At 74.1% G+C, this 25,049-nt stretch carries 20 protein-coding genes; 4 read left to right on the forward strand and 16 right to left on the reverse strand.

All coding sequences use genetic code 11. The features are described from left to right. Positions 1–41: 41 nt before the first annotated feature. Together OIM89_RS08860 and OIM89_RS08865 are read left to right on the forward strand one after the other, a co-directional pair. Positions 42–1,079, forward strand: coding sequence for a GNAT family N-acetyltransferase (locus OIM89_RS08860; protein WP_175456981.1), 1,038 nt, complete (start codon positions 42–44; stop codon positions 1,077–1,079). After that, positions 1,079–1,912: a transglutaminase-like domain-containing protein gene (locus OIM89_RS08865; protein ID WP_030695759.1), complete on the forward strand. Its 834-nt coding sequence runs from the start codon at positions 1,079–1,081 to the stop codon at positions 1,910–1,912. Before OIM89_RS08860 ends, OIM89_RS08865 begins: the two co-directional genes overlap by 1 nt. A gap of 57 nt (positions 1,913–1,969) precedes the next feature. Here OIM89_RS08865 and OIM89_RS08870 read toward each other — a convergent pair whose 3' ends face one another. From OIM89_RS08870 to OIM89_RS08895, 6 genes are all read right to left on the reverse strand, one after another. Continuing rightward, a complete protein-coding gene (locus OIM89_RS08870) occupies positions 1,970–3,073 on the reverse strand; it encodes an aldose epimerase family protein (RefSeq protein ID WP_047467400.1) in 1,104 nt (367 codons plus the stop codon). Then, positions 3,070–4,101, reverse strand: coding sequence for a LacI family DNA-binding transcriptional regulator (locus tag OIM89_RS08875; protein WP_087773141.1), 1,032 nt, complete (start codon positions 4,099–4,101; stop codon positions 3,070–3,072). The genes OIM89_RS08870 and OIM89_RS08875 overlap by 4 nt, the downstream gene beginning before the upstream one ends. Positions 4,102–4,168: 67 nt before the next feature. Then, on the reverse strand, positions 4,169–5,239 hold the full coding sequence (locus OIM89_RS08880) for an ABC transporter permease (RefSeq protein ID WP_217466743.1): 1,071 nt from the start codon (positions 5,237–5,239) through the stop codon (positions 4,169–4,171). Beyond that, positions 5,236–6,249: an ABC transporter permease gene (locus tag OIM89_RS08885; protein ID WP_018469324.1), complete on the reverse strand. Its 1,014-nt coding sequence runs from the start codon at positions 6,247–6,249 to the stop codon at positions 5,236–5,238. The genes OIM89_RS08880 and OIM89_RS08885 overlap by 4 nt, the downstream gene beginning before the upstream one ends. Continuing rightward, positions 6,246–7,826, reverse strand: coding sequence for a sugar ABC transporter ATP-binding protein (locus tag OIM89_RS08890; protein ID WP_238470230.1), 1,581 nt, complete (start codon positions 7,824–7,826; stop codon positions 6,246–6,248). The genes OIM89_RS08885 and OIM89_RS08890 overlap by 4 nt, the downstream gene beginning before the upstream one ends. A 111-nt stretch (positions 7,827–7,937) precedes the next feature. Next, complete coding sequence (locus OIM89_RS08895) at positions 7,938–9,020, reverse strand: ABC transporter substrate-binding protein (protein ID WP_030695764.1); 1,083 nt, start codon at positions 9,018–9,020, stop codon at positions 7,938–7,940. A 711-nt stretch (positions 9,021–9,731) separates the two neighbouring features. On the opposite strand from OIM89_RS08895, the gene OIM89_RS08900 reads away from it, so the two are divergent. Continuing rightward, a complete protein-coding gene (locus OIM89_RS08900) occupies positions 9,732–12,110 on the forward strand; it encodes an AbfB domain-containing protein (RefSeq protein ID WP_264491128.1) in 2,379 nt (792 codons plus the stop codon). A 70-nt stretch (positions 12,111–12,180) separates the two neighbouring features. On the opposite strand, the gene OIM89_RS08905 is transcribed toward OIM89_RS08900, so the two are convergent. The 5 genes from OIM89_RS08905 to OIM89_RS08925 all read right to left on the reverse strand — a co-directional run bounded on the left by OIM89_RS08905 (position 12,181) and on the right by OIM89_RS08925 (position 17,207). Then, positions 12,181–13,044: an ABC transporter substrate-binding protein gene (locus OIM89_RS08905; RefSeq protein WP_047467406.1), complete on the reverse strand. Its 864-nt coding sequence runs from the start codon at positions 13,042–13,044 to the stop codon at positions 12,181–12,183. Positions 13,045–13,234: 190 nt separating this feature from the next. Continuing rightward, entirely contained in the window at positions 13,235–15,319 is a 2,085-nt protein-coding gene (locus OIM89_RS08910) for a hypothetical protein (RefSeq protein ID WP_030695767.1), read from the reverse strand. Between the two features lie 223 nt (positions 15,320–15,542). Then, on the reverse strand, positions 15,543–16,001 hold the full coding sequence (locus OIM89_RS08915; RefSeq protein ID WP_195730404.1) for a DUF6113 family protein: 459 nt from the start codon (positions 15,999–16,001) through the stop codon (positions 15,543–15,545). After that, positions 15,998–16,915, reverse strand: a complete 918-nt coding sequence (mshB, locus tag OIM89_RS08920; RefSeq protein ID WP_030695769.1) for an N-acetyl-1-D-myo-inositol-2-amino-2-deoxy-alpha-D-glucopyranoside deacetylase — start codon at positions 16,913–16,915, stop codon at positions 15,998–16,000. Before mshB ends, OIM89_RS08915 begins: the two co-directional genes overlap by 4 nt. 97 nt (positions 16,916–17,012) lie before the next feature. After that, on the reverse strand, positions 17,013–17,207 hold the full coding sequence (locus OIM89_RS08925) for a hypothetical protein (RefSeq protein ID WP_003950656.1): 195 nt from the start codon (positions 17,205–17,207) through the stop codon (positions 17,013–17,015). 214 nt (positions 17,208–17,421) lie between these two features. Here OIM89_RS08925 and OIM89_RS08930 point away from each other — a divergent pair, with 214 nt between their 5' ends. Continuing rightward, complete coding sequence (locus OIM89_RS08930) at positions 17,422–19,563, forward strand: S9 family peptidase (protein ID WP_047467410.1); 2,142 nt, start codon at positions 17,422–17,424, stop codon at positions 19,561–19,563. On the opposite strand, the gene OIM89_RS08935 is transcribed toward OIM89_RS08930, so the two are convergent. From OIM89_RS08935 to OIM89_RS08955, 5 genes are all read right to left on the reverse strand, one after another. Then, positions 19,560–20,558, reverse strand: a complete 999-nt coding sequence (locus tag OIM89_RS08935) for a hypothetical protein (protein WP_030695771.1) — start codon at positions 20,556–20,558, stop codon at positions 19,560–19,562. The two genes, OIM89_RS08930 and OIM89_RS08935, sit on opposite strands and share 4 nt — an antisense overlap. Before the next feature lie 397 nt (positions 20,559–20,955). Continuing rightward, positions 20,956–22,161 carry an ABC transporter ATP-binding protein gene (locus OIM89_RS08940; protein WP_030695772.1) on the reverse strand — a complete coding sequence of 402 codons (1,206 nt, stop codon included), beginning with the start codon at positions 22,159–22,161 and terminating at the stop codon, positions 20,956–20,958. Then, positions 22,148–23,128, reverse strand: a complete 981-nt coding sequence (locus tag OIM89_RS08945) for an ABC transporter ATP-binding protein (protein ID WP_047467416.1) — start codon at positions 23,126–23,128, stop codon at positions 22,148–22,150. The genes OIM89_RS08940 and OIM89_RS08945 overlap by 14 nt, the downstream gene beginning before the upstream one ends. A gap of 13 nt (positions 23,129–23,141) precedes the next feature. Further along, positions 23,142–24,128 (reverse strand): ABC transporter permease, encoded by a 987-nt coding sequence (locus tag OIM89_RS08950; RefSeq protein WP_030695774.1) that lies wholly within the window; start codon positions 24,126–24,128, stop codon positions 23,142–23,144. After that, a complete protein-coding gene (locus tag OIM89_RS08955; protein ID WP_030695775.1) occupies positions 24,121–25,044 on the reverse strand; it encodes an ABC transporter permease in 924 nt (307 codons plus the stop codon). The genes OIM89_RS08950 and OIM89_RS08955 overlap by 8 nt, the downstream gene beginning before the upstream one ends. Positions 25,045–25,049: the final 5 nt, after the last annotated feature.

Genomic DNA, 25,049 nt, shown 5'->3' on the forward strand with positions numbered 1-25,049 from the left:
GGCGTCGTCGATGCCCGCCCCTAGTATCTCCGTTCCGGGAGATGATCCGAACAGGAGGGGCGGCCGAAGCTGTGGAATTCACTGCCGGCGGACAGCTGGAAGTCCGCATCACCCCCGATGACGTGGGAAAACGCGTCTCGGTGCGTGCGTTCACGGATACCGGAACGGGGGACGCGCGGTTCACCGACACGGTGGGTGTTCTCACATCATGGACCGGCGGAGTGCTGAGCATCACACGCCGCTCCGGCGAGTCGGTGCGCGTCGCCGAGGCGGCGCTGGCCGCCGCCAAGACGGTCCCGGCCGCCCCCGCCCGCCGCCGCGGCCCCGCCGCCTCCTACGCCGAACTGGCCCGGGTGGCGGCGCGCGGCTGGCCGCCCGTGGAGAGCGAGCGGCTCGGCGACTGGGAGCTGCGCGCGGCCGCCGGGTTCACCCGGCGCGCCAACTCCGTGCTGCCGCTGGGCGATCCGGGCACCGGGCTGCCGGAGGCGCTGGCGGCGGTGGTCCGCTGGTACGCCGCGCGCGGCCTGCCCGCCTACGTCCAGACCGCCACCGGCGGCGAGGGGACGCAGGAGCCGCTGGCGGCCCGTCTGGAGGAGCTGGGCTGGGCCCGGGAGGTCTCGGCCGAGTTGCGCACCGGCGCGCTGGCGCCGCTGGCCGACCGGGCGCCGGGCGCCGCCGTGCGGCTGGTCCGTGAGCCCGACGCGGCGTGGCTGAGCCGCTATCAGCGGGTGGGCGAGGTACGGCCGGAGGTCACGGCGGTGCTGACCGGCGGGCCCTCGGTCTGGTTCGCGGTGGTCGACGGCGAGCCGGGCGGACCGGCCCGGGCGATCGGGCGGTGCGTGGTGGACGGGCGGTGGGCCGGGTTCGCCGCGGTCGAGGTCGACCCGGAGCACCGGCGACGGGGGTTCGCCTCCGACGTGATGGCGGCGCTGGCGGCCCGCGCACTGGCCGAGGGCGCCTCGGCGGCCTGGCTCCAGGTGGAGCGGGAGAACACGGCGGCCCGTGCCATGTACGAGCGGTCCGGCTTCACCGTGCACCACCACTACCACCACCACCGCGCCCCGGGGGACGGAGCCTGATGGAGCTGCCCGACCCGCTGCGGCTGCGGACCGAGTTCGCCGAGGAGGCCCGCTCCGGGCGGCCGGGGCTCGCCCGGCTCTGCCTGCTCGTCGGGGCGGTCGCCGACCCCGCCCGGGGCGAGCCGGGCATCGACGCCGCCGAGGTGGAACTGGACCGGCTGGCCGGGGAACTCCCCTACCGGCCCGCCACCCCGCGCGACTGGGCCCTGGCCCTCGCCGAGCTGCTCGGCACCCGGTACGGCTTCCACGGCACCGAGTCCGACTACCGGCGGCTGGAGTCCTCGCTCCTCCAGGAGGTGCTGCGACGCCGCCGGGGCCTGCCGATCCTGCTGTCGGTGGTCTGGCTGGAGGTGGCGCGCCGGGCGGGCGCCCCGGTCCACGGGGTGGCCCTGCCCGGCCACTTCACGGTCGGCTTCGGCCCGCCGGACGACCTGGTGCTGGCCGACCCCTTCGACGGCGGCACCCTGCTCTCGCCTGCCGACGCCTCCCTCCTGGTCACCGGCGTGACGGGCGCCCCGCTCGACCCGTCGCTGCTGCGCCCGGCCGATCCGCTGGAGGTGATCCGCCGGGTCCTCAACAACATCCGCGCCTGGGCGGCGGCCCGCCCCGAACGCACCGACGTGGCCCTGTGGGCGGTCGAACTGTCGCTGCTCCTGCCGTCCCACCCGGCGGACCTGCGGTACGAGCACGCGCAACTCCTGGTGAAGTGCGGCGACTTCGTGCGCGGCGCCCGCGAACTGGAGTCGTACGCCGAGGTGGTGGCCGCCGTCGACCCGGAGGCGGCCGAGCTGGTGCGCGGCCAGGCCCGGGCGGCGCGGGCGCGGCTGAACTGACGCACGCGGGTGCCCGGGCGGGACCGAACCCTGTGCGGTCCCGGCCGGCCACCCGGGTCAGACGCCGCTCAGATGCGGGAAGCGGTAGGCGGTGCGACTGCGGAACTCCTCGCCGGGGCGGAGGACCGTGCTCGGGTACTCGGGGTGGTTGGGCGAGTCGGGCAGGTGCTGGGTCTCCAGGCAGACGGCGCGGTGGCGGGTGAGCGGGCGGCCGTCGCTGCCGGTGAGGGAGGCGTCGAGCTGGTTGCCGGTGTAGACCTGCACGGCGGGTTCGGTGGTCCACACCTCCATGGCGCGGCTGCCGTCCAGGGCGGCGAGGGCGGCGGCGGGGCGCAGGCCGTCGGGGCCCGGCCCGGAGTCGAGGAGCCAGGTGTGGTCGTAGCCGCCTGCCGCGGCCAACTGTGGGTCGGCCGCGACTGCTTCGGGGGCCAGGCGCGGGCCGAGCGGGGTGGGCTCGCGCAGGTCGAAGGGCGTGCCCTCGACGGGGGCGGGCGGGCCGACCGGGATGGCGCCCGCGTCCACGGGGAGGTAGTGGACGCCGGGGACGCGCAGGGTGTGGCCGGACAGGCCGTGCGTGCCGGCCGTCAGGTCGAAGTAGGCGTGGTGGGTGAGGTTGACGACGGTGGGGCGGTCGGTGCGGGCCTCGTAGTCGAGGGTCAGGGTGTGGTCGGCGCCGAGGCGGTAGGTGACGGCCACCTCCAGCGTCCCGGGGAAGCCCATGTCGCCGTCGGGGCTGAGCAGGGTGAGGCGGACGGCGGCGGCGTCGGGGCCGGGGACCGGGGTGGCCCGCCAGACGCGCCGGTCGAAGCCGTCGGGGCCGCCGTGCAGGGCGTGGCCCCGGTCGTTGGCGGGGACGGTGTGGTCGGCGCCGTCGAGCGGGAAGCGGCCGTGGGCGAGGCGGTTGGCGTACCGCCCGACCAGCGCACCGAGGTAGGGGCCGCGCGCGGTGGCGTACGCCTCGGCGGTGGGCAGGCCCAGCACGACGGAGGCGCGGGTGCCGTCGGCGGCGGGGACGGTGAGGTGCTGGAGGATGCCGCCGTAGGTGAGGACGGCGGCGGTGGTGCCGGTGCCGGAGTCGAGGTGCCAGCGCTGGACGGGGGCGCCGTCGGGGGCGTAGCCGTGCGGTTCGTAGCGGACGGCGGGGGCCGTGGGGGCGTTCACCGGTCGCCGCCGGGGCGGGCGGCGGGGGCGGACTCGCGGACGGCGAGGTGGTGGCCGGGGCGGGGGCGGCGCGGCGCGGAGGGCGGGGCGCCGTCCTTGAGCTGGGCGACGAGGCTGTCCACGGCGAGGCGGGCGATGGCCTCCTTGTCCGGGGAGACGGTGGTGAGGGAGACGGTGCCGTAGCGGGCCTCCTCGATGTCGTCGAAGCCGACCACCGCGACGTCGCCGGGGACCGAGAGGCCGCGTTCGGCGAGGGTGCGCATGGCGCCGATGGCGATGAGGTCGTTGTAGGCGAAGACGGCGTCGGGGGCGGCGCCCCGGTCGAGCAGTTCGGCCATGGCGTGGGCGCCGTCGGCCCGTCCGTACCCGTCGGTGACGACCACCAGCGAGTCGTCGGCGGGCAGGCCGGCCGCCTCCAGTTCCTGGCGCCAGCCGCGCAGCCGCAGGTGGGCGGGTTGGCGTTCGCGCCCGGTGCGGGAGCCGAGGAAGGCGATCCGGCGGCGGCCGAGGGCGACGAGGTGGCCCACGGCCTCGCGGGCGGCGGCGACGTTGTCGATGGCGATGTGGTCGTAGGGCGCCTCGTACTCGCGCTCGCCCAGCAGGACGAGGGGGCCGGCGCCGGTGCGGCCGGTGAGGTCCTCGGTCTCCAGGTGGATGGGGCTGAGGATCAGGCCGTCGATGACGTGCGCGCGGAAGCCCTGGCTGACCAGGAGTTCGTTCTCGCGCAGCCCCGCGGTGTGGTCGACCAGGACGGTGTAGTCGTGGCGGGCGGCGGCGTCGATGACGGCCCCGGCCAGCTCGGCGAAGTACGGGTTGCCGAACTCGGGGACGGCCAGCGCGATGATGCCGGTGCGGCCCTTGCGCAGGTGGCGGGCGGTGAGGTTCGGGCGGTAGCCGAGTTCGTCGATGGCCTGCTGGACCCTGGCCCGCATGCCGGGTGTGACGTGCTGGTAGTTGTTGACGACGTTCGACACGGTCTTGACGGACACGCCCGCCCGCTGCGCAACGTCCTTGAGACTGACGCCCACGGCACTCCTAGCTTCGTAACGCTTCTCGGCTGCTGATGGAACTCCCCGGCGCGGGCGCAGGTGCCCCCTACGTCGATCTGCGACCGCGGGCCAGGTAGCGCTGGGCGACCACGACCACGACGAGGAAGCCGCCGCTGACCACCGACTGGTACGAGGAGTTGAGCGAGCCGATCTGATTGATGAGGTTCTGGATGACGGCGAGCAGCAGGACGCCCCACAGGGTGCCGCTGACCGACCCGGCGCCGCCGATCAGCAGGGTGCCGCCGATGACGACGGCCGAGATGGCGTCGAGTTCCATGCCCACTCCGAGGATGGTGACACCGGAGGTGAGGCGGGCCGCGTTGAGGGCCCCCGCCAGTCCGGCGAGCAGTCCGCTGAGCGTGTAGACGAGCACCTTGGTGCGGGCGACGGGCAGCCCCATCAGGGTGGCGGCGTCGCTGGAACCGCCGACCGCGAAGAGGCCCTGCCCGAAGGAGGTCCGCTGGAGCACCAGCCCACCGAGGCCGAACAGCGCGAGCGCGATCAGCACGGGGATGATGAACCCCCAGACGGTGCCCCCGCCCAGCCAGGCGAAGGCGGAGCCCTTCGGGACGAGGTACGTGGTGGCGCCCTCGTCGGTGAAGGCGAGGAGCAGGCCGCGGGCGCCGAGCAGGGTGGCGAGGGTGACGATGAACGGGGCGAGGCCGGCCCGGCCGATGAGCAGGCCGTTGACCAGGCCGATGCCGCCGCAGACCAGCAGCGGGACGAGGAGGGCGGGCAGCAGGCCCCACTGGGAGGCCCAGGCGGCCAGCACCCCGCCGAGGGCGAAGACCGAGCCGACGGAGAGGTCGATGCCGCCGGTGATGATGACCAGCGTCATGCCGAGGGCGACGATCGCCAGGAAGCTGGCCTGCGCGGTGACGCCGCGCGCGTTGTCGAGGCTGGCGAAGGAGGGGTAGAGCAGCGAGGCCACCAGGATCACCGTGAGCAGCACGGCGAGGACGCCCTGGCGCTGGACGAGGCCGAGGAGGCGTTCGCGGCCGCTGGGCTCCTCGGTCCCGGCGCGGACCGAGGGGGTCTCGGAGAGCGGCGCGGGGGCCGCCTTCGGGTCGGCGGTGGCGGAGGCGGCGGTGGGTTCCGCCGGGCGGGGTGCGTTCATCGGGACCGGCGCTCCCGGGCGACGTAGACGGCGGCGACGATGATGGCCGCCTGGGCGATCTGGGCGGTGGAGTCGGGCAGGTCGTGTTTGACGAGGGTGGCCCGCAGCAGCTGCATCAGCACGGCCCCGGCGACGGTGCCCAGCACCCGGACCGAGCCGCCGCTAAGCGGGGTGCCGCCGACGACGACGGCGGTGATGGCGGAGAGCTCCATCAGGGTGCCGAGCGAGGACGGGTCGCTGGCGGTGAGCCGGGCGGTGGCGAGGATGCCGGCCAGTGCCGCGAAGGTGCCGCAGAGGACGTAGACGCCGGTCAGGACGCGTTTGACGGGGAGTCCGGCGAGGACGGCGGCCTTGCGGTTGCCGCCGATGGCGACGATCTGGCGGCCGAAGGTGGTGCGGGCGACCAGGAAGGCCACGGCCAGGGCGAGCCCGGCGGCGATCAGCACCACCACGGGGACGCCGAGCAGGCTCGCGGTGCCGAGGGAGAGCAGGTCGGGATTGATGATCTGCTTGAGCTGTCCGTCGGCGAGGACCAGGGCCAGGCCCCGGCCGCCGACGAAGAGGGCGAGGGTGGCGACGATCGGCTGGAGCCCGACCACCGACACCAGGACGCCGTTGACCAGCCCGGTGACGGCTCCGGCGAGCAGGGCCAGGACGAGGGCGGGGACCAGCCCGTAGCCGAGGTAGAGCGGGAGCAGGGCGGCGGCCAGGGCCATCGCGGAGCCCACCGACAGGTCGACGCCCTCGGTGCCGATGACCAGGGCCATGCCGAGCGCCACGATGACGATCGGGGCGACCTGGACCAGCTGGGTGGTGAGGTTGTCGGTGGTCAGGAAGCGGTCGGTGAACAGGGCGTTGAAGAGCAGCAGCGCGCCGACGGCGACGTAGACGCCGTACGCCTGGTACCAGGCGGGGTCGCGGTACCAGGGCCGGGCGGAGCCCGCGGCGGGGGCGGGCGGTGCGGGCGCGGGCGCGGCGGCGCCGGGCGCGGTGGCGGGGGCCTGGGTCATCGGGGCTCGGCCTCCTCGGCGGGGCGGGGGGTGGGGGCGCTGTCGGCGAGGACCTCCAGCAGGGCGGGTTCGGTGACGGCGTCGCCGGCCAGTTCCCCGGCCGGGGCGCCGGAGCGCAGGACGACGATGCGGTCGGCGCCCTCGATCAGCTCCTCGATGTCGGAGGAGATGAGCAGCACGGCGAGCCCCTCCCCCGCCAGTTCGTCGATGAGCCCCTGGACCTCGGCCTTGGCGCCGACGTCGATGCCGCGGGTCGGCTCGTCGAGCAGCAGGACGCGCGGCTCCAGGCAGAGCCAGCGGGCGAGGAGCACCTTCTGCTGGTTGCCGCCGGAGAGTTCGCCGACCTTCTGCTCGGGGCTGGACGCCTTGATCCGCAGCCGCTTCATGAAGATCTCGACCACCCGGTCCTGCCGGGCGCGGGAGACGATCCCGGCGCGGGAGAGCCGGGGCAGCGCGGCCAGCACGATGTTCTCGCGGACCGAGAGGCCGGGCACGATCCCCTCGGCCTTGCGGTCCTCGGGGAGCATGCTGATCCCGGCGCCGATGGCGGCGGCCGGGGTGATCCGGCGCAGCACCTGGCCGGCCACGGTGACCTCGCCGGAGTCGAGCGCGAGGCCCCCGGCCAGGGCCTTGGCGGTCTCGCTGCGGCCGGAGCCGAGCAGCCCGCCGAGCCCCAGCACCTCCCCGGCGTGCAGGGAGAGGGAGACCCCGTCGAGCTGGTGGCGGCGGGTGAGGCCGTCGGCGGTGAGGACCGGGGTGCGGGCGGCGTCGTGGCCGTCGGCGGCGAAGCCGGTGACGCCGTCCCGGCGGACCTCGGCCATGTCCCGGCCGAGCATCATCGAGACCAGCCGCATCCGCTCCAGTCCGGCGAGCGGCCCGGTGTGGATGTGGCGGCCGTCGCGCAGCACGGTGACCCGGTCGCAGATCCGGTACAGCTCGTCCATGCGGTGGCTGACGTAGACCACGGCCACGTCGCGGGCGCGCAGTTCCTCGATGACCCGGAAGAGGGTCTCGACCTCGCGGGGTTCCAGGGAGGAGGTCGGCTCGTCCATGACGACGACCCGGGCCTGGACCGAGACGGCCCGGGCCAGCGCCACCATCTGCTGGGTGCCGAGCCCCAGGGTGTGCAGCGGGCGGCGCGGGTCGACGCGGACGCCGAAGCCGTCGAGGAGGTCGGCGGCCTCGCGGTTCATCCGGGCGAAGTCGATGAGCCTCAGGCGGTTGCGGGGTGCGCGGCCGAGGAAGATGTTGCGGGCCACGCTCATCAGCGGGACGAGGTTGACCTCCTGGTAGATCGTGGAGATCCCCGCCTGCTGCGCCTCGAACGGCCGCTGGAACCGGACCGGTTCCCCGGCCAGCCGCAGTTCGCCCGCGTCCGGCCGGTGGACCCCGGTCAGCACCTTGATCAGGGTGGACTTGCCCGCCCCGTTCTCGCCGACCAGCGCGTGCACCTCACCGGCCCGCAGGTCGAAGGAGACGTCGTCGAGCGCGACGACCCCGGGGAACCGCTTGCCGACCCCTAGGGCCTCAAGGACCGGCGGCCCGGCGCCGGGCGTCGCTGCTTCGGGTGGTGCCATGGGCTGCTGAACCTTCCGGTGTACGAGGAGACGCGGATCGGGTCACGGGGTGCGGGAGTTGGGGTCGGCGGGCGCGCGCCCCGGTGGTACGGACGCGGGCCCGCCGGGGCCCTAGTAGGCGCCGCCGAGGGACTTCTCGGCGTTGTCCTGGTCGTACGCGCGGTCGGAGATCAGCACGTTCTCGGGGATCGACTCGCCGGCGTAGAACTTCTTCGCCGTGGCGAAGGCGAGCGGGCCGAAGCGGGGGTTGGACTCGATGACGGCGTTCATCTCCCCCTTGGCGAGGGCCTGGACGGCGTTGCGGGTGCCGTCTACGGAGACGATCTTGACGTCGTCGCCGGGCTTCTTGCCGTTGGCCTTCAGGGCGGTGATGGCGCCGAGGCCCATCTCGTCGTTCTCGGCGTAGACGCCGGTGATGCCGGGCTTGGACTGGATGAGCTGCTCCATGACCTGCTGGCCCTTGTCGCGGGCGAACTCGCCGGTCTGCTGGGCGACGATCTTCAGGTCGGGGGCCTTCTCCTCGACCCGGTCGACGAAGCCCTTGGTGCGGTCGGTGGTGACGTTGTTGCCGGAGGCGCCGAGGAGGATCGCCACCTGGCCCTTGCCGCCGGTCGCCTTGATCATCGCGTCGGCGGCGCGCCTGCCCTGCTCCACGAAGTCCGAGCCGAGGAAGGAGAGGTAGTCCTTGCACGCCTCGGCGTTGACCTTGCGGTCGACGGTGAGGACCGGGACCTTCTTCGCGGCGGCGGCCTTGAACGCGGGCTCCAGGCCGTCGGAGTTGAGCGGCGCCACGATGAGGAAGTCGGCGCCCTGCGCCAGCATGTCCTGGATGTCGCTGATCTGCTTGGGCAGCTGCGACTGGGCGTTGGTGGTGAGCAGCTTCTTGACGCCGACCTTGGCCGCCTCGTCCTTGATCGACTGGGTCTCGGCGATCCGGAACGGGTTGGCCTCCTTCTCCGACTGGGAGAAGCCGACCACGGCGTCCTTCAGGTCGAGCTCGGGCGCCCCGTACGTCTCCAGGGTGCAGCCCTTGCCCGAGGTGTCGGCGGGCTGGGTGGCCTGGGCGCCGGCGGCCGCGTCGCCCTTCGAGGTGTCGGCGGTCTCCGACTTCGAGCAGCCGGAGGCGGCCAGCGTGGCCGTGGCGGCGAGCAGGCAGGCCACGGCGAGGTTGCGGGTGCGGCGCTGGGTGGTCATGCGCGAACGCTCCTTGGCGGACGATCGGCCGGCACGGTCGTCGGGCGGGCCGAGAGGGCGGGGCAGGGCGGGACAGGCGTACGGGGCGCGGGCCCGGACAGGACCTGGGCGGAGGGCTCGGGGTACGGGGTGGTGCGGCGGTACGCGGTGCGGCGTGGAGTTCCGGCCGGGGACGGGTGAGTCCGGGCGCGGCGCAGCCACGCGCCACCAGGGCCCTTGTCACCGAAACCGGTTGGTCCACCGGCGAGTTCGGGCCGTCCGGCGGCTCGATTTACAACGTTATACAGGCGGCCCGCCAGGGCGGCAAGACCGTTGCCGGGAGATTTCCCGGCGGGTGACCCGGCCCCTTCGAGGCTCCCGTCCGGCGGGGTGACGGCGGCTCACACCGGCCCCTGCCGCATCTCTGGACAGCCGTCGCACGCCGTGCTGTCATACCGCCGAGCGCCGGATTTCCAACGTTGCACAACCGGCCCGGCCCCGCCGCCGCACCGGCACGGGGCACGGTCGACGCTGCCCGGCGCCGTGAGCCGCACCACCCAGAGCCGCACCACCGGGCCCTGCCCACCCCCACCCGTCCGGGCCGCCCCGCGGCCCGGACCGGCCCGACCCGTGTCCGGCGCGCGGGCCGCCGCCGTCCCGTACCTCCTCCACTGGACCGACCCCGGCCACCCGGCCGGGGCGACCCCCACCGCCCGAGAAGGAGACCGACCGGTGACCGACACCCGCACCCCCGCACCCGGCCGGGGCGCCCGCCCGCGCTCACGGCCCTGGCGGCGGCTGACCACCGCGCTCGCCGCCTGCGCCCTGGCCGCGACCGGCCTGGCCGCCTCCCCCGCCGGCGCGGCCGACCAGGCCGCCTGGGAGCCGAAGCCCGCCCCGATGACCACCCCGTGGACCGACCGGGTCTCGGTGGACAACCCGCTGCCGGAGTACCCGCGCCCGCAGCTCACCCGACCCGACTGGGCCAACCTGAACGGCATCTGGGACTTCGCGGTCACCGACGCCGCCGCCGGCGTCCCCGGCCAGTTCGACGAGCAGATCCGCGTCCCCTTCGTCGCCGAGTCGGCGCTCTCCGGCATCCAGCGGAAGATCACCCCGGGCGACAAGCTCTGGTACCAGCGCGAGTTCACCGTCCCCGAGGACTGGGACGGCCGGGACGTGAAGCTCAACTTCGGCGCCTCGGACTGGGAGACCACGGTCTGGGTCAACGGCGAGAAGGCCGGTGAGCACCGGGGCGGCTTCGACGCCTTCGACTTCACCGTCACCGACCACCTGAAGGCGGGCGCCAACACCGTCACCGTCTCGGTCTGGGACCCGACCCAGCACGGCGGCGGCGCCGTCGGCAAGCAGCGCCAGGACGACGAGCACGACATCGAGCCGCACCCGGGCGGCGGCATCTGGTACACCGCCGCCTCCGGCATCTGGCAGACGGTCTGGCTGGAGCCGGTCGCCCCCGCCCACATCACCCGCCTCGACCTCACCCCGGAGCTGAGCGACGACACCCTGCGCGCCACCGTGCACGCCGAGGGCGCGGCCGGACGCGAGGTGAAGGTCACCGTCCTGGACGACGGCGAGGAGGTCGGCACCGCCACCGGCGCGGCCGGCGAGGAGCTGTCGGTCTCGGTGCCCGACCCGCACCTGTGGTCCCCGGACGACCCGTTCCTGTACGACGTCAAGGCCGAACTCCTCCCGGCGGACGGCGCCCTGGGCGACGAGGTCGGCAGCTACGCGGGGATGCGCTCGATCGGCCTGAAGAAGATCGACGGCGTCCAGCGGCCGGTCCTCAACGGCGAGTTCGTCTTCCAGACCGGCACCCTGGACCAGGGCTACTGGCCGGACGGCCTCTACACCGCGCCGACCGACGAGGCCCTCAAGTACGACCTCCAGGCCCACAAGGACCTCGGCTTCAACATGGTCCGCAAGCACATCAAGGTCGAGCCGCAGCGCTGGTTCCACTGGGCCGACAAGCTGGGCCTGCTGGTCTGGCAGGACATGCCGTCGATGGACACCGGCAAGGTCCCGGACGCGCCCGCCCGCGAGCAGTGGGAGAAGGAGTACCACCGCGTCATCGACCAGCACCGCTCCTCGCCGTCGGTGGTCATGTGGGTCAACCAGAACGAGGGCTGGGGCCAGTACGACCAGGCCCGCATCGCCGACGAGGTCAAGGAGGCCGACCCCTCCCGCCTGGTCAACAACATGAGCGGGGTCAACTGCTGCGGCTCGGTCGACGGCGGCAACGGCGACGTGGTCGACAATCACGTCTACGTCGGCCCCGGCAACACCGCCCCCGAGCCCGACCGGGCCGCCGTCCTCGGCGAGTTCGGCGGCCTGGGGCTGCGTACCGAGGGCCACGAGTGGTACCCGGGCGGCGGCTTCAGCTACGAGGACCAGGCCGGCACCGCCGCGCTGAACGACCGGTTCGTTGGGCTCCTCGACGGCATCCGCGAGGGCCAGATGCCGGCCGGTCTCTCCGCCTCCGTCTACACCGAGATCACCGACGTGGAGAACGAGGTCAACGGCCTGCTCACCTACGACCGCCAGGTCGTCAAGGTCGACCAGGACCGGGTCGCCGCCGCCAACCAGGCGCTGATCGACGCCTCCCGCTCCCTGCCCGGCGCGGTCACCCTGCCCACCGGCGAGAACCGCTCCCTGCGGGTCACCACCGAGGGCCACACCGAGAAGTTCCTCCGCCACGAGGACGGTCTCGCCTGGACCGCCCCGGTCTCCGAGGAGAGCGACGCCACCCTCAAGGCCGACGCCACCTACAAGGTGGTCCCCGGGCTCGGTGACGAGAACTGCTACTCCCTCGCATCCCGGAACTACCCGGGCGAGTACCTGCGCCACCGCGAGTCCCGGGTCCGCCGCGACGCCGACGACGGCACCCAGCTCTTCAAGGCCGACGCCACCTGGTGCGCCGTCCCCGGCGAGGGCGGCGTCCGCCTCTCCAGCCTGAACATGTCCGGCAGCTACCTCCGCCACTACGACTCCGAGGTCTGGCTCTCCACCCCGGGCGGCAGGCAGCCCTTCGACACCCTGAGCAACTTCACCGCCGACACCACCTGGGCCCTGGAAGCCCCCTGGGCCCCCTGACCGGCCCCGCACCACGAACGGCCCCGCCCCCGGTACCGGTCCTGGTGCCGGGGGCGGGGCACGTACCCGCTCAGGCCGTCCCGGCCAGCCCCTCCAGCGCTCCGGCCACCTGCTCCAGGAAGGTCCCGGTGGCCCGGCGGCTGCACGGCAGTTCGGGGTTCCACGGCAGCACCGGAGCGGCGGCGGTCAGGGCCCGCCAGGCGGGCAGCTCCGCGAGGGCGGCCGGCTGGTCGGCGTTGCCCCGCGCGTCGCTGAGGACCAGGTCGGGGGTGAGCCCGACGGCCTTGTCCCAGCCCGTCGTACGCCAGTTGACGCCACCCTCCTCGCCGGGGTCGGTGAGCCGCACCCCGAGGTCGACCAGATGTCGCAGCTCCGGCCAGGCGAGCGGGCGGGCCAGGTGGACCTTCTCCGGGCCGGCCGGGGAGAGCGCCAGCACCCGGACGCCGGGGGCGCGCAGCGCGGCCGTCCGCAGCCGCGCCTCGGCCGCCGCCAGCCGCTCCGCGCCCTCCCCGTCCCGCCCGCCGAGCGCCACCGCCAGCTCCGCGAACCGCTCGAGCAGCCGCGCCTGCGGCACCTCGCCCGCCACCGAGAGCGCGAGGACCGGCAGGCGCGCCCGCTCGGCCGCCCCGTCGTCCACGGCGTAGGCGTGCTTCCCGTCGTAGGTCACGTCCACGATCAGGTCGGGGCGCTCGCTCAGCAGCCGCTCCTCGTCGAGCCCGCCGGAGGCTCCGAGGTACGGGATTCCGGCGGGTGCCTCCGGGCCCCACTTGGCCGGATCAGGACGGTCCCCGTCGTGCCCGGAACCGAACACGGCGACGGGCAGCACCCCGAGGTCCGCCAGTCCCGCACCCGCCCTGAGATAGGCCGCCACCCGCTCCGGCCTGCGCTCCGACCGCACCGTGACACCCCGGTCGTCGGTGAACTCCCACGCCATACGCCACCCGCCCCTTCGCACGTCGCCCGGTTCTCACCGGTCTCCACCATCCGCCCGCCGACCGCTCCGCACAACCCCGGCCCGGCGCCCAACCCCCTTGTCCAGCCATCCAGTTGACACAGGCCCCGGGAGCAGGAAAACGCGACGGCCGCCCACCCCCGGGAGGGGGCGGGCGGCCGTCGTGGGCGGGTCAGCTCGCGTCGGTCTCGATGACCCCGACGCGCTCGGCCGGCGTCGTGCCGAGCAGCGCCTGACGCATCGCCCCGATCACGTCCTCCGGGGTGACCGGCGTCTTGTCGCCGGTCCCGCGGGTGATCAGGACACCGTCGAAGGTGTTGCCGTAGAGCTTCTTCAGCGCGGCCTGGTCGTACTTCTCGACCAGCTTGCCGTCGACCGCCTGCACGCTGAGGATCTGCGGCAGCGAACGCTCCGGGCCGAAGGGGATGGAGGCGTTCCCGGCCTTCACCGTGACGATGCCGGACATCGCCGGAACGGCGAACTCCTTCATCATGCGGTCCACCTCGGCCTTGGAGACCGTGGGTTCCCGGGTCGCCATCGGCACCGCCACCGGCCCGGCCTTCCCGGTCGCCACCTGCGTCCGGTACGCCTGCTCGACGGCGTTGACCGAGCCCTTGACGTCGAGGGTCTTGCCGGCCTTGCCGTAGACCGGGACGGGCTTGCCGGAGTCGAAGGAGATCGAGCCCTCCACCGCCGACCCTGCGGTACCCGCGAGCCGGTCGAGGGCGTCGGCCAGCTTCTCCTGGTCGACCGGCATCGACGGTTCGACCACGCGCTCCTGGCCGAAGAGCGAGCCGATGACGGTGACCGGGTTGTAGTCGCTGGCGGCGGCGGCCCGCGCGGTCTCCTCGCTGTCCAGCGAGAGGCCGGCCTGAGCGGGCTTCAGCTCGGCCTGCTTGCCGTCCACGTCGAGGGCGAGCGGCAGGGCGGTGCGCTCCCCGAAGGCGGCGTCGAGCTTCTTGACCGCCTCGTCGTGGGTGGAGCCGCCGATGTCCACCCCGAGGACGGTGGTGCCCTTCGGCACGTCGGCGTGGCCCATGAGCAGCCCCGCGCCGTACAGCCCGGCCCCGACCACGACCACGGCCACCCCGAGCAGCACCAGCTTGCTGCGGCCCTTCTTCTTCGCCGGGGCCGACGAGGCCGCCTCGGGCTCGCCGAGCGGTTCGGGCAGCCGGGGCGGGGTGTGCGGCAGCGGCCCGTCCCGGTGGGCGCCGGGGCCGCCGGGGCCACCGGGGCCGAACGGTCCGCCGGGGCCGCCCGCGGCGGGCGGGACGACGGGCAGGCCGCTGGTGAGCGTGTCACCGGAGACGTGCTCGCGCTCGCCGGGCCGCTCGGGGGCCGGCTTCTGCGGGGTGAGGACGGCGGTGTCGTCGCTCATCGGTCCCGCCGGCGGGCGGTTGGCACCCGGGCGCGGGGTGTTCCCGGTGTCGCCCCCACGGGGGTGGCCGCCGGTGTCGGCGGGCCGGCCGGGCGGGCGGCCGCCGTCGGAGAGGACGGGGCGGACCGTCGAGTCGCCGCTGACCGGGCCGCCGGTGGGGCCGTCGGGCCGTCCGGGGCCGGGGCCCAGCGGTCCCTGGGCGACGGCCCGGGAGACGTCGAAGGAGCCGGTGGTGCCGTTGCGGCCCGGGGTGCCGGTCGGGCCGGTGTCGCCGGTGGCGCCCGAGCCGTAGGGCGCCTGCCCGGAGCCGCCCGGGCGCGGACCGGAGCCGCCGGGGCCGCCCGCGGCGGGGCCCGTCGGGGTACCGGAGGCGGGCGTACCGCCGCTCTGGCCGGCGCCGCCGCGCGGGGCGGAACCCGCGCCTCCGGCGCCGCCCGCGGCCGGACGGGCGCCGCCCTTGCGGGGCGCGAACCAGTCACTGGTGGGCTTGTCGGCCGGGCGCGGGGCCTCCTCGGCGGGCGCCTCGGCACCGGCGTGGCCGCCGGGACGCTCCTGGCCGCCCGGGGCGGGCGGGCCGGACCGCTCGGCGGTAAGCTCGGGCGCCGCCGTCTCCCCCGTCTCGGCGTCGCCGTCCTTGTCGGCGACGGGGGTACGCATGACGACCGGCGGGATGGGCCGCGATCCGGGGATGTTGATCCGGATACGCGTCGTCAGCGTGGTCTCGGTCTTCCGCTCGGCGTCGCCTCGGCCGTCCGCGGCCGGGCCGCGCTCGTCGGCGCCGCCCGCGGCGGACGCCCCGTACGGCGGTGTCCCCGAGGGGTAGGCGGTGTTGTCGCGGCCCTGGGGTCCGGACGACGAACTGTCAGTTTCACGACTCAAGGCAGGTTCTCCCGATCGGCTCCACCGCCCCTTTTCGGCCTTGCTCGGGGTTCTTCAGACACCCCCTGGGGCGGTTCGGCGGCGCGCACCACCATACTGTCCGCCACCGGTCCGTATCGTGCGCCCGGTGTTCAAACCATCCGTGGGGCTCATGGTGCCCGTGTGCCGGAAGTGGTAAGTCCGGTCCCAACTGGGACGCCTCGGGCGTCCGGAGGCCGCACGGTCACCCGTCACCCGGACCCGGACGCCAGATGGTGGCGCAGATCACAGCCAGCGCCATCCCTCCGAGGAGGAAAAGGTACGAGCCACCGCCCGCCGCGAAGACGAAGTCCCCCTCGGGCCGGGTGGTGGTGAGCAGGATGACGGCGGCCATCCACCCGGCGACCGCGGCGACGGCCCCGCCGCGCGCCCGGGCCAGCCACCCCGCCCCCAGGAAGACCCCCACGGCGGCGAGGAGCGCCAGCAGCAGCCCGCCGGGGAACCAGGCGGACTGGAGGAGGCTGCCCGCCACCCCGGTCACCGCGCCGAGCAGGAACAGCGGGACGTAGAGCGCCAGTCGGCGCGGGGAGAAGCCGCCGCCGGAGAAGCCGAGCAGCTGCGCCGTGGAGGGCGGCCGCTCCCCGGCCTGGGCGCGGGCACGGGTGGCTCCGGAGGGACGCGGGGCGTCCTGGGCGGGGCTCATCGCGCGTCCCCGGCGTCGGTCACGGCGTCGAGCCCGGCGAACAGGCCGGTCTCCCGCTCGCCCTCCGGCGCCCCCGGCGGACCGGCGACCCGTTCGTAGTACTCGACGGCGAAGAGCGGCTGGGCCTGTTCGTTGGAGAGGACGAAGAGGGGTTCGGCGACGGTGATCTGGGTGGCGTGGGCGCGCATCGCGGCGGCCTTCGCCCCGGCGTACGCGGTGCCGTCCACCACGGTGGTGACCTGCTCGTCGGCGACCACGCCCGGCAGGTCGGCGACGGCGGCGGTACGGGTGAACGGGGTTTCGGCCAGCGCCTCGGGGAGCGCCGCGAACGCCTCCTCGGCGACCGAGCGCGGCAGGCGGTTCCAGTAGATCCGGGTGATCCGGTGGGCCGGGCCGAGGTCGGGGCGGAGCGCCGGGTCGGCGGCGAGTTCGGCGGCGCGGTGGGCGACCCGGTGGGCCTGGATGTGGTCGGGGTGGCCGTAGCCGCCGTCCGGGTCGTAGGTGACCAGGACCTGCGGGCGGACCTCGCGGACCACCTCGACCAGGTGGAGCGCGGCCTCGTCCACGTCGGCGCTCCAGAAGGCGCGCTCGGCGGTGTTCTGGGGCAGGCCCATCATCCCTGAGTCGCGGTAGCGTCCGGCGCCGCCGAGGAAGCGGTGGTCCCGGACGCCCAGTTCCCGCATGGCGGCCGACAGCTCGCCGACCCGGTGCGGGCCGAGCGCGTCGTCCCGGTCGGCGGCGAGCCGCGCCAGTGCGGGCGGGATGATCTCGCCCTCCTCGCCGAGGGTGCAGGTCACCAGGGTGACGTGGACGCCCTCGGCGGCGTAGCGGGCCATGGTGGCGCCGTTGTTGATGGACTCGTCGTCCGGGTGCGCGTGGACGAGCAGGAGTCGGCGGGCGGGCAGATCCGTCATGCGCCCACCCTACGAGGCGGCCGGGCGCACGGCGGAGCAGGCCACGGGGGACGGCACCGCCGGCGCCCTCACCCGGGCCGGCCTGACCCGGGCGGGGTCAGAACTTGATACCGCCGATCATGCCCGCCACGTTCGAGGTGAAGTCCCCGATCATGGGGCCCACGGACGAGCTGGCCAGGTAGAAGCCCAGCAGGACGCAGACCAGGGCGTGCGCGCTCTTGAGACCCGATTTACGGATCAGCAGGACGACGACGATCAGCAGCAGCACCACCGCCGAAATCGAGAGTGCCACGGCGGATCACCTCCGGTTTCCTCGGTGGACCGATCTCTTGGATCTGCTACGCCGTCCCGGGCGGGGCGACGCGGTCAACTCGTGTGCGGGCAGGGCGGAACAGCCCGGTCGGGAAAGGGATACCCACCAGGCGCTACGGATCATAACTATCCGTACACGCGCATGGATCGGCGCACGGCAGCACAAGGGGGCGCTTGAGCCATACTCTCCTGGCATGCCTACCGATCACCTCAGCTTCCCGCGGCAGCACGCACGGACCCAGCGGTTCACCCTCGGGGCGCCCCGGGCGTTCACCGTCGCCCCCGACGGCTCCCGGGTCGTCTTCCTCCGCTCGGCCTCCGGCACCGAACGGGCCCAGGCCCTCTGGGTGCTGGACCTGGAGGGGGAGCCGCACGAGCGTCCCGTCGCCGATCCGGCGGCCCTGCTGGCCGGCGCCGGCGAGCAGCTGTCGGCCGCCGAGCGGGCCCGCCGCGAGCGCAGCCGGGAGGGCGGCGCGGGCATCGTCGGGTACGCCGTGGACGAGGCGGTCGGGACGGCCGCCTTCACCCTCTCGGGACGGCTCTACGTGGCGGACCTGCGCGCCGGGGGGAGCTCCCCGGCGCCGGTGCGCCAACTCGACGTGCCGGGGCCGGTGATCGACCCGCGCCCCTCGCCCGACGGCCGGTACGTCGCGTACACGGTGCGGGGCGCGCTGCGGGTGGTGGCGGCCGACGGCAGTGGGGACCGGGCGGTGGCCGAGCCGGAGGCGGAGTCGGTGACGTACGGCCTCGCGGAGTTCGCGGCGGCCGAGGAGATGGACCGCTCGCGCGGCTTCTGGTGGGCGCCGGACAGCTCGGCGCTGCTGGTGGAGCGGGCCGACGACGCGCCCGTGGCCCGCTGGTGGATCGCCGACCCGGCCCGCCCGGCGGCCGAACCGGCCCGGGTGGCCTACCCCTCGGCGGGCACCCCCAACGCCGAGGTGCGGCTCTTCGCCTACCCGCTGGACGGGACCGGGCGCACCGAGCTCGGCTGGGACCAGAAGCGTTACCCGTATCTGGCGCGGGTTTCCTGGGACGCGCACGGCCCGCTGCTGCTGGTGCAGTCCCGGGACCAGCGCGGCCAGCTCTACCTGGCCGCCGACGCGGCCACCGGCGAGACCCGCATGGTCCACGCCGACGAGGACCCGCGCTGGCTCGACCTGCACGCGGGCGCCCCCGCGCGCACCCCGGACGGGCGGCTGGTGCGGATCGCCGACGAGGGCGGCGCGCGGGTGCTGGCCGTCGGCGACCGGCCGCTGACCTCGGACGCCTTCCATGTGCGCGGCCTGCTGGACGTGGGCGCCGACGACCTGCTGGTCCAGGTCTCGGCGGGGCCGGGCGCCGAGGAGCCGGAGACCGGCGAGATCCACGTGCTGCGCGTCAACGAGCTGGGCACGGAGCGGCTGAGCACCGAGCCGGGCGTGCACGGCGCGGTGCGCGGCGGCCCGGTCACCGTCCTCGTCTCCTCGGTCCTGGAGCGGCCGGGGCAGCGGGCCCGCGTCCTGCGCGGGGGTGAGGAGATCGCCGTCGTCGCCTCGCACGCAGAAAGTCCGGTAATCGCCCCTCGTCCGACGCTCACCCGGGCCGGGAAGAGCAAGATCCCCGCCGCCGTGCTGCTCCCCTCCGGCTACCGCGAAGGGGACGGTCCGCTCCCGGTCCTCCTCGACCCGTACGGCGGCCCGCACGGCCAGCGGGTGCTCGCCGCCCACAACGCCTACCTGACCCCGCAGTGGTTCGCCGACCAGGGGTTCGCGGTGATCGTCGCGGACGGCCGGGGCACCCCGGGGCACTCCCCCGCCTGGGAGAAGGCGATCCGCCACGAGTTCACCGCCACCCTGGACGACCAGGTGGAGGCGGTCCACGCGCTCGCCGAGGAGTTCCCGCTCGACCTGTCCCGGGTCTCCATCCGCGGCTGGTCGTACGGCGGTTACCTGGCGGCCCTCGCCGTGCTGCGCCGCCCCGAAGTCTTCCACGCGGGCATCGCCGGGGCCCCGGTGACCGACTGGCGGCTCTACGACACGCACTACACCGAGCGGTACCTCGGCGACCCGGCCGAGGACGACGGCGAGGTCTACGCCCGCAACTCGCTCGTCACCGACGAGGGCCTCTCCGCCGCCGCCGGACAGCACCGGCCGCTGATGATCGTGCACGGCCTCGCCGACGACAACGTGGTGGCCGCCCACACCCTGCGCCTCTCCAGCGCCCTGCTCGCGGCGGGCCGCCCGCACGAGGTGCTGCCGCTCTCCGGCGTCACCCACATGACCCCGCAGGAACAGGTCGCGGAGAACCTGCTCCTCCTCCAGGTCGACTTCCTGAAGCGGTCGCTGGGCATGGCCTAACGGCCGCTGTAGGGACCGGGGTTGCCGTACGGGCCCGGCGCGGGTGCCTGCCAGGGCGCCGGGCCGGGTCCGTACGGCCCGGCGTTCTCGGGGGCCGGGCGCGGCAGCAGCAGGACGAGCGTGACGGCCGCGAGGACGCAGAGCACCGGCGGCGTCACCAGGGCGAGCTGGGAGTACGTGTCGAGGAGCGGGAGCTGCTCGTACACCGAGCCTTCGAGGTAGGCACTGAGGATCAGCGCGTTGACGCCGCCGAGCTGGACGGCGGCCAGCACCCCGAGGCCCCGGGTGCCACGGCCGCGCCTCAGGCAGACCACCCCGGCGGCCAGCGCGAAGCCGGCCAGCGCGGCCGTCTGCCAGCCCGTCGCGCCCAGCAGCACCGAGCGCTGGGGGCTGCCGGTGCCGAAGAAGAGCGTGGCGTACCGCTCCCAGCCATGGTTCACGGCCGCGTACACCTGCCAGGCCAGCACCACGGCCCCGCCGGACAGCAGCAGCACCCCGGCCCAGGCGGCGGGCCCGCGCCTCGGCACGGCCCCGGTCTCCTGCGGTCCGGCGGGCCGTCGTCCGGCGGCGGCGAGGATGATCAGCACGAGGCCGCCGAGGACCGAACCGGCCGTGGTCGCCAGGGCCCCCGGGTGCGGTCCGCCGAACAGGTCGCCCCGGTCGGCCGCCTGGACGAGGCCGACCGTCGCCGGCAGCCGCAGGGCGACGGTGAGCACTCCGGCGGCGGCCAGCAGCGCGGCCGCCGACGCCGACCGCATGACCTTGACCGCCACCACGGCGTAGACGACGAGCAGCAGCACGTCCTGGCCGGCGGTGTAGGCGCTCGGCCGCAGCCCGTACCCCGCCGCCTCCCCCGCCCAGTGCCACCAGAGCCCGTCCGGCCCGCCGACCGTCAGGTCGCGGACCACCCACCCCAGCAGCACGGCGGCCAGCAAGGAACCGACGACGGAACCGGCGACCCGCGCGCCCCGCCCGAGTATCTGCGTCTCCCCCATGCCCGCGATCCTTCCGGCAACCCTCGCCACCCACAAGGGGGCGCACCCCGGCGGGAGTTGAGGCCGACCGCCTCAGCTCGGGCCGGGCCCGTCGGGCGTGGGGGCAGCAGGGTCGAGAAGGCGGCGTCCCTCCGCACCCGATCGCGGGCCCGGCCGACGACCTGGGGCCCGAAGCGTCCCACCAGCCTCGCGGTCAGCCTCCCCACATCCACCGGCGGTCGCTCCACGCGGGCCGGTGTGGCCACACAGGCGACCGGCCGGAGCGCAGCTGCGCTCCGGCCGGTCTACGGCACCCGCACGGCCGTACGCTGTCGACTCTGACGCGTCCGTATATCGGAACCGCGTCCGTCAAGTTGCCGTCGTGTTAACGCGGTTGATCCTGGTTTGTCGTCTTGAATCAGGATTCGGCCGAACCGGTGCCCGGCTGGTCGCGGGGCTCCTCCTCCACCACCATCTGCTTCTCCTCGGCGAAGTGGCAGGCGGAGGGGTGTGCCTCGGGCCCGTCGAGGCCCCGGAAGACCGCGGGGACGGCGAGCAGCGGCTCCTCCAGGGCGCACCGGTCCTGCGCCTTCCAGCAGCGGGTGCGGAAGTGGCAGCCCGAGGGCGGGTTGGCCGGCGAGGGCACGTCCCCGGTGAGGATGATCCGCTCCCGGCGTTCGCGGGCGCCGGGGTCGGGGACGGGGACGGCGGAGAGCAGGGCCTGGGTGTAGGGGTGGGTGGGGTGCTGGTAGATCTCCTCGTCGGTGCCGGTCTCGACGATCTTGCCGAGGTACATGACGGCGACCCGGTCGGAGATGTGCCGCACGATGGAGAGGTCGTGCGCGATGAAGACGTAGGAGAGGTCGAACTGGTCCTGGAGCCGTTCCAGCAGGTTGACGACCTGGGCCTGGACGGAGACGTCGAGGGCGGAGACCGGCTCGTCGGCGACGATGATCTCCGGGCGCAGGGCGAGGCCCCGGGCGATGCCGATGCGCTGGCGCTGGCCGCCGGAGAACTGGTGCGGGTACCGGTTGATGTACTCCGGGTTGAGCCCGACCACGTCGAGGAGTTCCTGCACCCGCTTGCGGCGCGAGCCCTTGGGCGCGACCTCGGGGTGGATCTCGTACGGCTCGCCGATGATGTCGCCGACCGTCATCCGCGGGTTGAGCGAGGTGTACGGGTCCTGGAAGACCATCTGGATGTTGCGGCGGACCGCCTTCAGGGCGCGGCCGGAGAGGCGGGAGATGTCCTCGCCCTTGTAGCGGATCTCCCCGCCGGTGGGGCGTTCCAGGTGGACGAGCATCCGGGCCACCGTCGACTTGCCGCAGCCGGACTCGCCGACGATGCCGAGGGTCTCGCCCTGGTGCAGGTCGAAGGAGACCCCGTCGACCGCCTTCACCGCGCCGACCTGGCGGCGGAAGACGATGCCCTGGGTCAGCGGGAAGTGCTTGACCAGGTGGTGGACCTCCAGGATGGGTTCGCCCGCGGCGCGGGTGGACTCCAGGCGGGAGCGGGTCAGCAGGTCCTCGGTGGACGGCGGCTGGTTGCCTGGGGTCTGGTCGTCGCGGGTGGCGCCGGTGTTCCCCTCGCCCTCGCCGGGGCCGGGCCGCTCATCGGGCTCCATGGAGCGTCTCCTTCCAGAAGTGGCAGGCGCTCCGGCGGCGCGGGTCGACCTCGTAGAGCGGCGGCTCGTCGGTGGTGCAGACCGGCTGGGCCAGCGGGCAGCGCGGGTGGAAGGCGCAGCCGGGCGGGATGGCCAGCAGGTTGGGCGGCAGCCCCTTGATCGCGTACAGCTCCCGGCCCTTCTGGTCCAGGCGCGGGATGGAGTCGAGCAGGCCGCGGGTGTACGGGTGGGCGGGGGCCCGGTAGATGTCGTGGACGGGGGCGGTCTCCACGATCCGGCCCGCGTACATCACGGCGATCTTGTCGGCGACGTCGGCGACGACACCGAGGTCGTGGGTGATGAGGATGAGCCCCATGTTGTACTCGCGCTGGAGCTCCGCGAGCAGCTCCATGACCTGGGCCTGGACCGTGACGTCGAGGGCGGTGGTGGGCTCGTCGGCGATGATCAGCTTGGGCTCCAGCGCCATCGCCATGGCGATCATGATGCGCTGGCGCATGCCGCCGGAGAACTGGTGCGGGTACTGGTCGACGCGTTCGGTGGCGGCGGGGATGCGGACCCGGTCCATCAGCTCGACCGCCCGCGCCTTGGCGTCCTTGCGGGACATGCCGCGGTGGACGGTGAACATCTCGCCGAGCTGCTCGCCGACGGTGAGCACCGGGTTGAGCGAGGAGAGCGCGTCCTGGAAGATCATCGCCATCTCGGCGCCCCGCACCTTGCGCCGCCGGTCCTCCTTGAGGGTCAGCAGGTCGCGCCCCTCGAAGATGATCTGCCCGCCCGTGATGTGCCCGGGCGGGGTGTCGAGGATGCCCATGACCGCCTGGGCGGTGACGGACTTGCCGGAGCCGGATTCGCCGAGCACCGCCAGGGTCTCCCCCGCGTCGACGGAGTAGGAGACGCCGTTGACGGCCTTGGCGACGCCTTCCCTGGTGTGGAACTCCACCTGGAGGTCGCGCACGTCGAGCAACATCGGCAGCAGCTCCTCAGCGCAGCTTGGGGTCGAGGGCGTCGCGGACGGCGTCGCCGAGCATGATGAAGGCCAGCACGGTGAGGGCGAGCGCCCCGGCCGGCCAGAGCAGCATGTGCGGGGCGTTGCGGACGTTGGCGGAGGCGTCCGAGATGTCGATGCCCCAGGAGACCGTGGGCGGCCTGAGCCCGACGCCGAGGAAGGAGAGCGTCGCCTCCAGCGCGATGTACGTCCCCAGCGCGATGGTGGCGACGACGATGACCGGCGCGACGGCGTTCGGGGTGATGTGGCGCAGCAGCATCCGGGTGTTGGAGGCGCCGAGCGCCCGCGCCGCCTGCACGTAGTCGTTCTGCTTGGCGGTGATGACCGAGCCGCGGGCGATGCGGGAGATCTGCGGCCAGCCCAGCAGCACCATGAAGCCGATGACCGGCCAGATGGTGGTGGAGGTGACCACGGAGAGCAGGACGAGCCCGCCGAGGACCACCGGGATGGCGAAGAACATGTCGGTGACCCGGGAGAGGATCGCGTCCCAGACCCCGCCGAAGAACCCGGCGAGCCCGCCGAGGACGCTGCCGAGGACGGCGACGCCGAGGGTGGCGAGGACACCGACGGCCACCGAGGTGCGGGCGCCGTAGACGGTACGGGTGTACACGTCGCAGCCCTGCTGGTTGAAGCCGAAGGGGTGGCCGGGCTGGGAGCCTTCCTGGGACTTGGCGAGGTCGCAGGAGAGCGGGTTGCCGGAGGCGATCAGCGAGGGCCAGACCGAGATGACCACCAGGAAGAGGATGATCAGCGAGGAGATCAGGAAGACCGGGTTGCGGCGCAGGTCGCGCCAGGCGTCCGACCACAGGGAGCGGGGCTTGGTGTCGGGGCCGCCGCCCTGCGGGTCCTGTCCCTCCAGGCTGATGCCCTCGCTCATCGCCATGTCGGTGGCGGCGCCCGCCCCGGCCGCCGAGATGGCCGACTTGTCGTCCGGGAGGCCCGGCTGCTGCGGGTCAGGCATAGCGAATCCTCGGGTCGAGTACGGCGTAGAGGAGGTCGACGATGAGGTTGGCGACGAGGAACACCAGGACCAGCACGGTGACGAAGCCGACCACCGTCTGCGTGTTCTGCCGCAGGATGCCCTGGTAGAGCTGGAAGCCGACGCCGTGGATGTTGAAGATCCGCTCGGTGACGATGGCGCCGCCCATCAGCGCCCCGATGTCGGTCCCGATGAAGGTGACGACGGGGATCAGCGAGTTGCGCAGCAGGTGCCGGGTGATGACGCGGCGCCGGGGCAGCCCCTTGGCGATCGCGGTACGGACGTAGTCGGCGCGCCGGTTCTCGGCGATCGAGGTCCGGGTGAGCCGGGTGACGTACGCCAGCGAGACCGAGGCAAGGACGAGGCCGGGGACGAAGAGTTCGCCGAAGGTGGCCTCGGAGGAGACGGCCGGTTTGATCCAGCCCCACTTGACGCCGAGGAGCAGCTGCACGAGCAGGCCGGTGACGAAGGTGGGGACGGAGATCACCACGAGGGTGAGGATGAGGACTCCGGTGTCGACGGGCCGGCCGCGGCGCAGGCCGGTGACGACGCCGAGGGTGATCCCGATGACGATCTCCAGGACGATGGCCACGATGGTCAGCCGGATCGTCACGGGGAAGGCCGTGCCCATGAGTTCGGTGACCTTCTGACCGTTGAACGCCGTCCCGAAGTCGCCGGTGAAGACGTTCCCCATGTACGTCAGGTACTGCTGCCACACGGGCTTGTCGAGGCCGAGGTCGGTGCGGAGCCGCTGGGCGGTGGCGGGGTCGCACTGCCGGTCGCCGCAGAGTCCGGCGACGGGGTCGCCCATCACGTTGACCATCAGGAAGATCAGCAGCGTGGCGCCGATGAAGACGGGGATCATCTGCAACAGGCGCCGGATCACATAACGTCCCATGGACG

This window comes from Streptomyces sp. BI87, from assembly GCF_025957665.1.
Classification (GTDB): domain Bacteria; phylum Actinomycetota; class Actinomycetes; order Streptomycetales; family Streptomycetaceae; genus Streptomyces; species Streptomyces albidoflavus.

Coding starts and splice junctions, on each gene's coding strand:
- OIM89_RS08940 (WP_030695772.1), bottom strand. CDS start 22,161: ATGGAGCCCGATGAGCGGCCCGGCCCCGGCGAGGGCGAGGGGAACACC.
- OIM89_RS08880 (WP_217466743.1), bottom strand. CDS start 5,239: ATGAACGCACCCCGCCCGGCGGAACCCACCGCCGCCTCCGCCACCGCC.
- OIM89_RS08905 (WP_047467406.1), bottom strand. CDS start 13,044: ATGGCGTGGGAGTTCACCGACGACCGGGGTGTCACGGTGCGGTCGGAG.
- OIM89_RS08945 (WP_047467416.1), bottom strand. CDS start 23,128: ATGTTGCTCGACGTGCGCGACCTCCAGGTGGAGTTCCACACCAGGGAA.
- OIM89_RS08890 (WP_238470230.1), bottom strand. CDS start 7,826: ATGGCACCACCCGAAGCAGCGACGCCCGGCGCCGGGCCGCCGGTCCTT.
- OIM89_RS08885 (WP_018469324.1), bottom strand. CDS start 6,249: ATGACCCAGGCCCCCGCCACCGCGCCCGGCGCCGCCGCGCCCGCGCCC.
- OIM89_RS08895 (WP_030695764.1), bottom strand. CDS start 9,020: ATGACCACCCAGCGCCGCACCCGCAACCTCGCCGTGGCCTGCCTGCTC.
- OIM89_RS08935 (WP_030695771.1), bottom strand. CDS start 20,558: ATGGGGGAGACGCAGATACTCGGGCGGGGCGCGCGGGTCGCCGGTTCC.
- OIM89_RS08930 (WP_047467410.1), top strand. CDS start 17,422: ATGCCTACCGATCACCTCAGCTTCCCGCGGCAGCACGCACGGACCCAG.
- OIM89_RS08955 (WP_030695775.1), bottom strand. CDS start 25,044: ATGGGACGTTATGTGATCCGGCGCCTGTTGCAGATGATCCCCGTCTTC.
- mshB (WP_030695769.1), bottom strand. CDS start 16,915: ATGACGGATCTGCCCGCCCGCCGACTCCTGCTCGTCCACGCGCACCCG.
- OIM89_RS08865 (WP_030695759.1), top strand. CDS start 1,079: ATGGAGCTGCCCGACCCGCTGCGGCTGCGGACCGAGTTCGCCGAGGAG.
- OIM89_RS08915 (WP_195730404.1), bottom strand. CDS start 16,001: ATGAGCCCCGCCCAGGACGCCCCGCGTCCCTCCGGAGCCACCCGTGCC.
- OIM89_RS08860 (WP_175456981.1), top strand. CDS start 42: ATGATCCGAACAGGAGGGGCGGCCGAAGCTGTGGAATTCACTGCCGGC.
- OIM89_RS08950 (WP_030695774.1), bottom strand. CDS start 24,128: ATGCCTGACCCGCAGCAGCCGGGCCTCCCGGACGACAAGTCGGCCATC.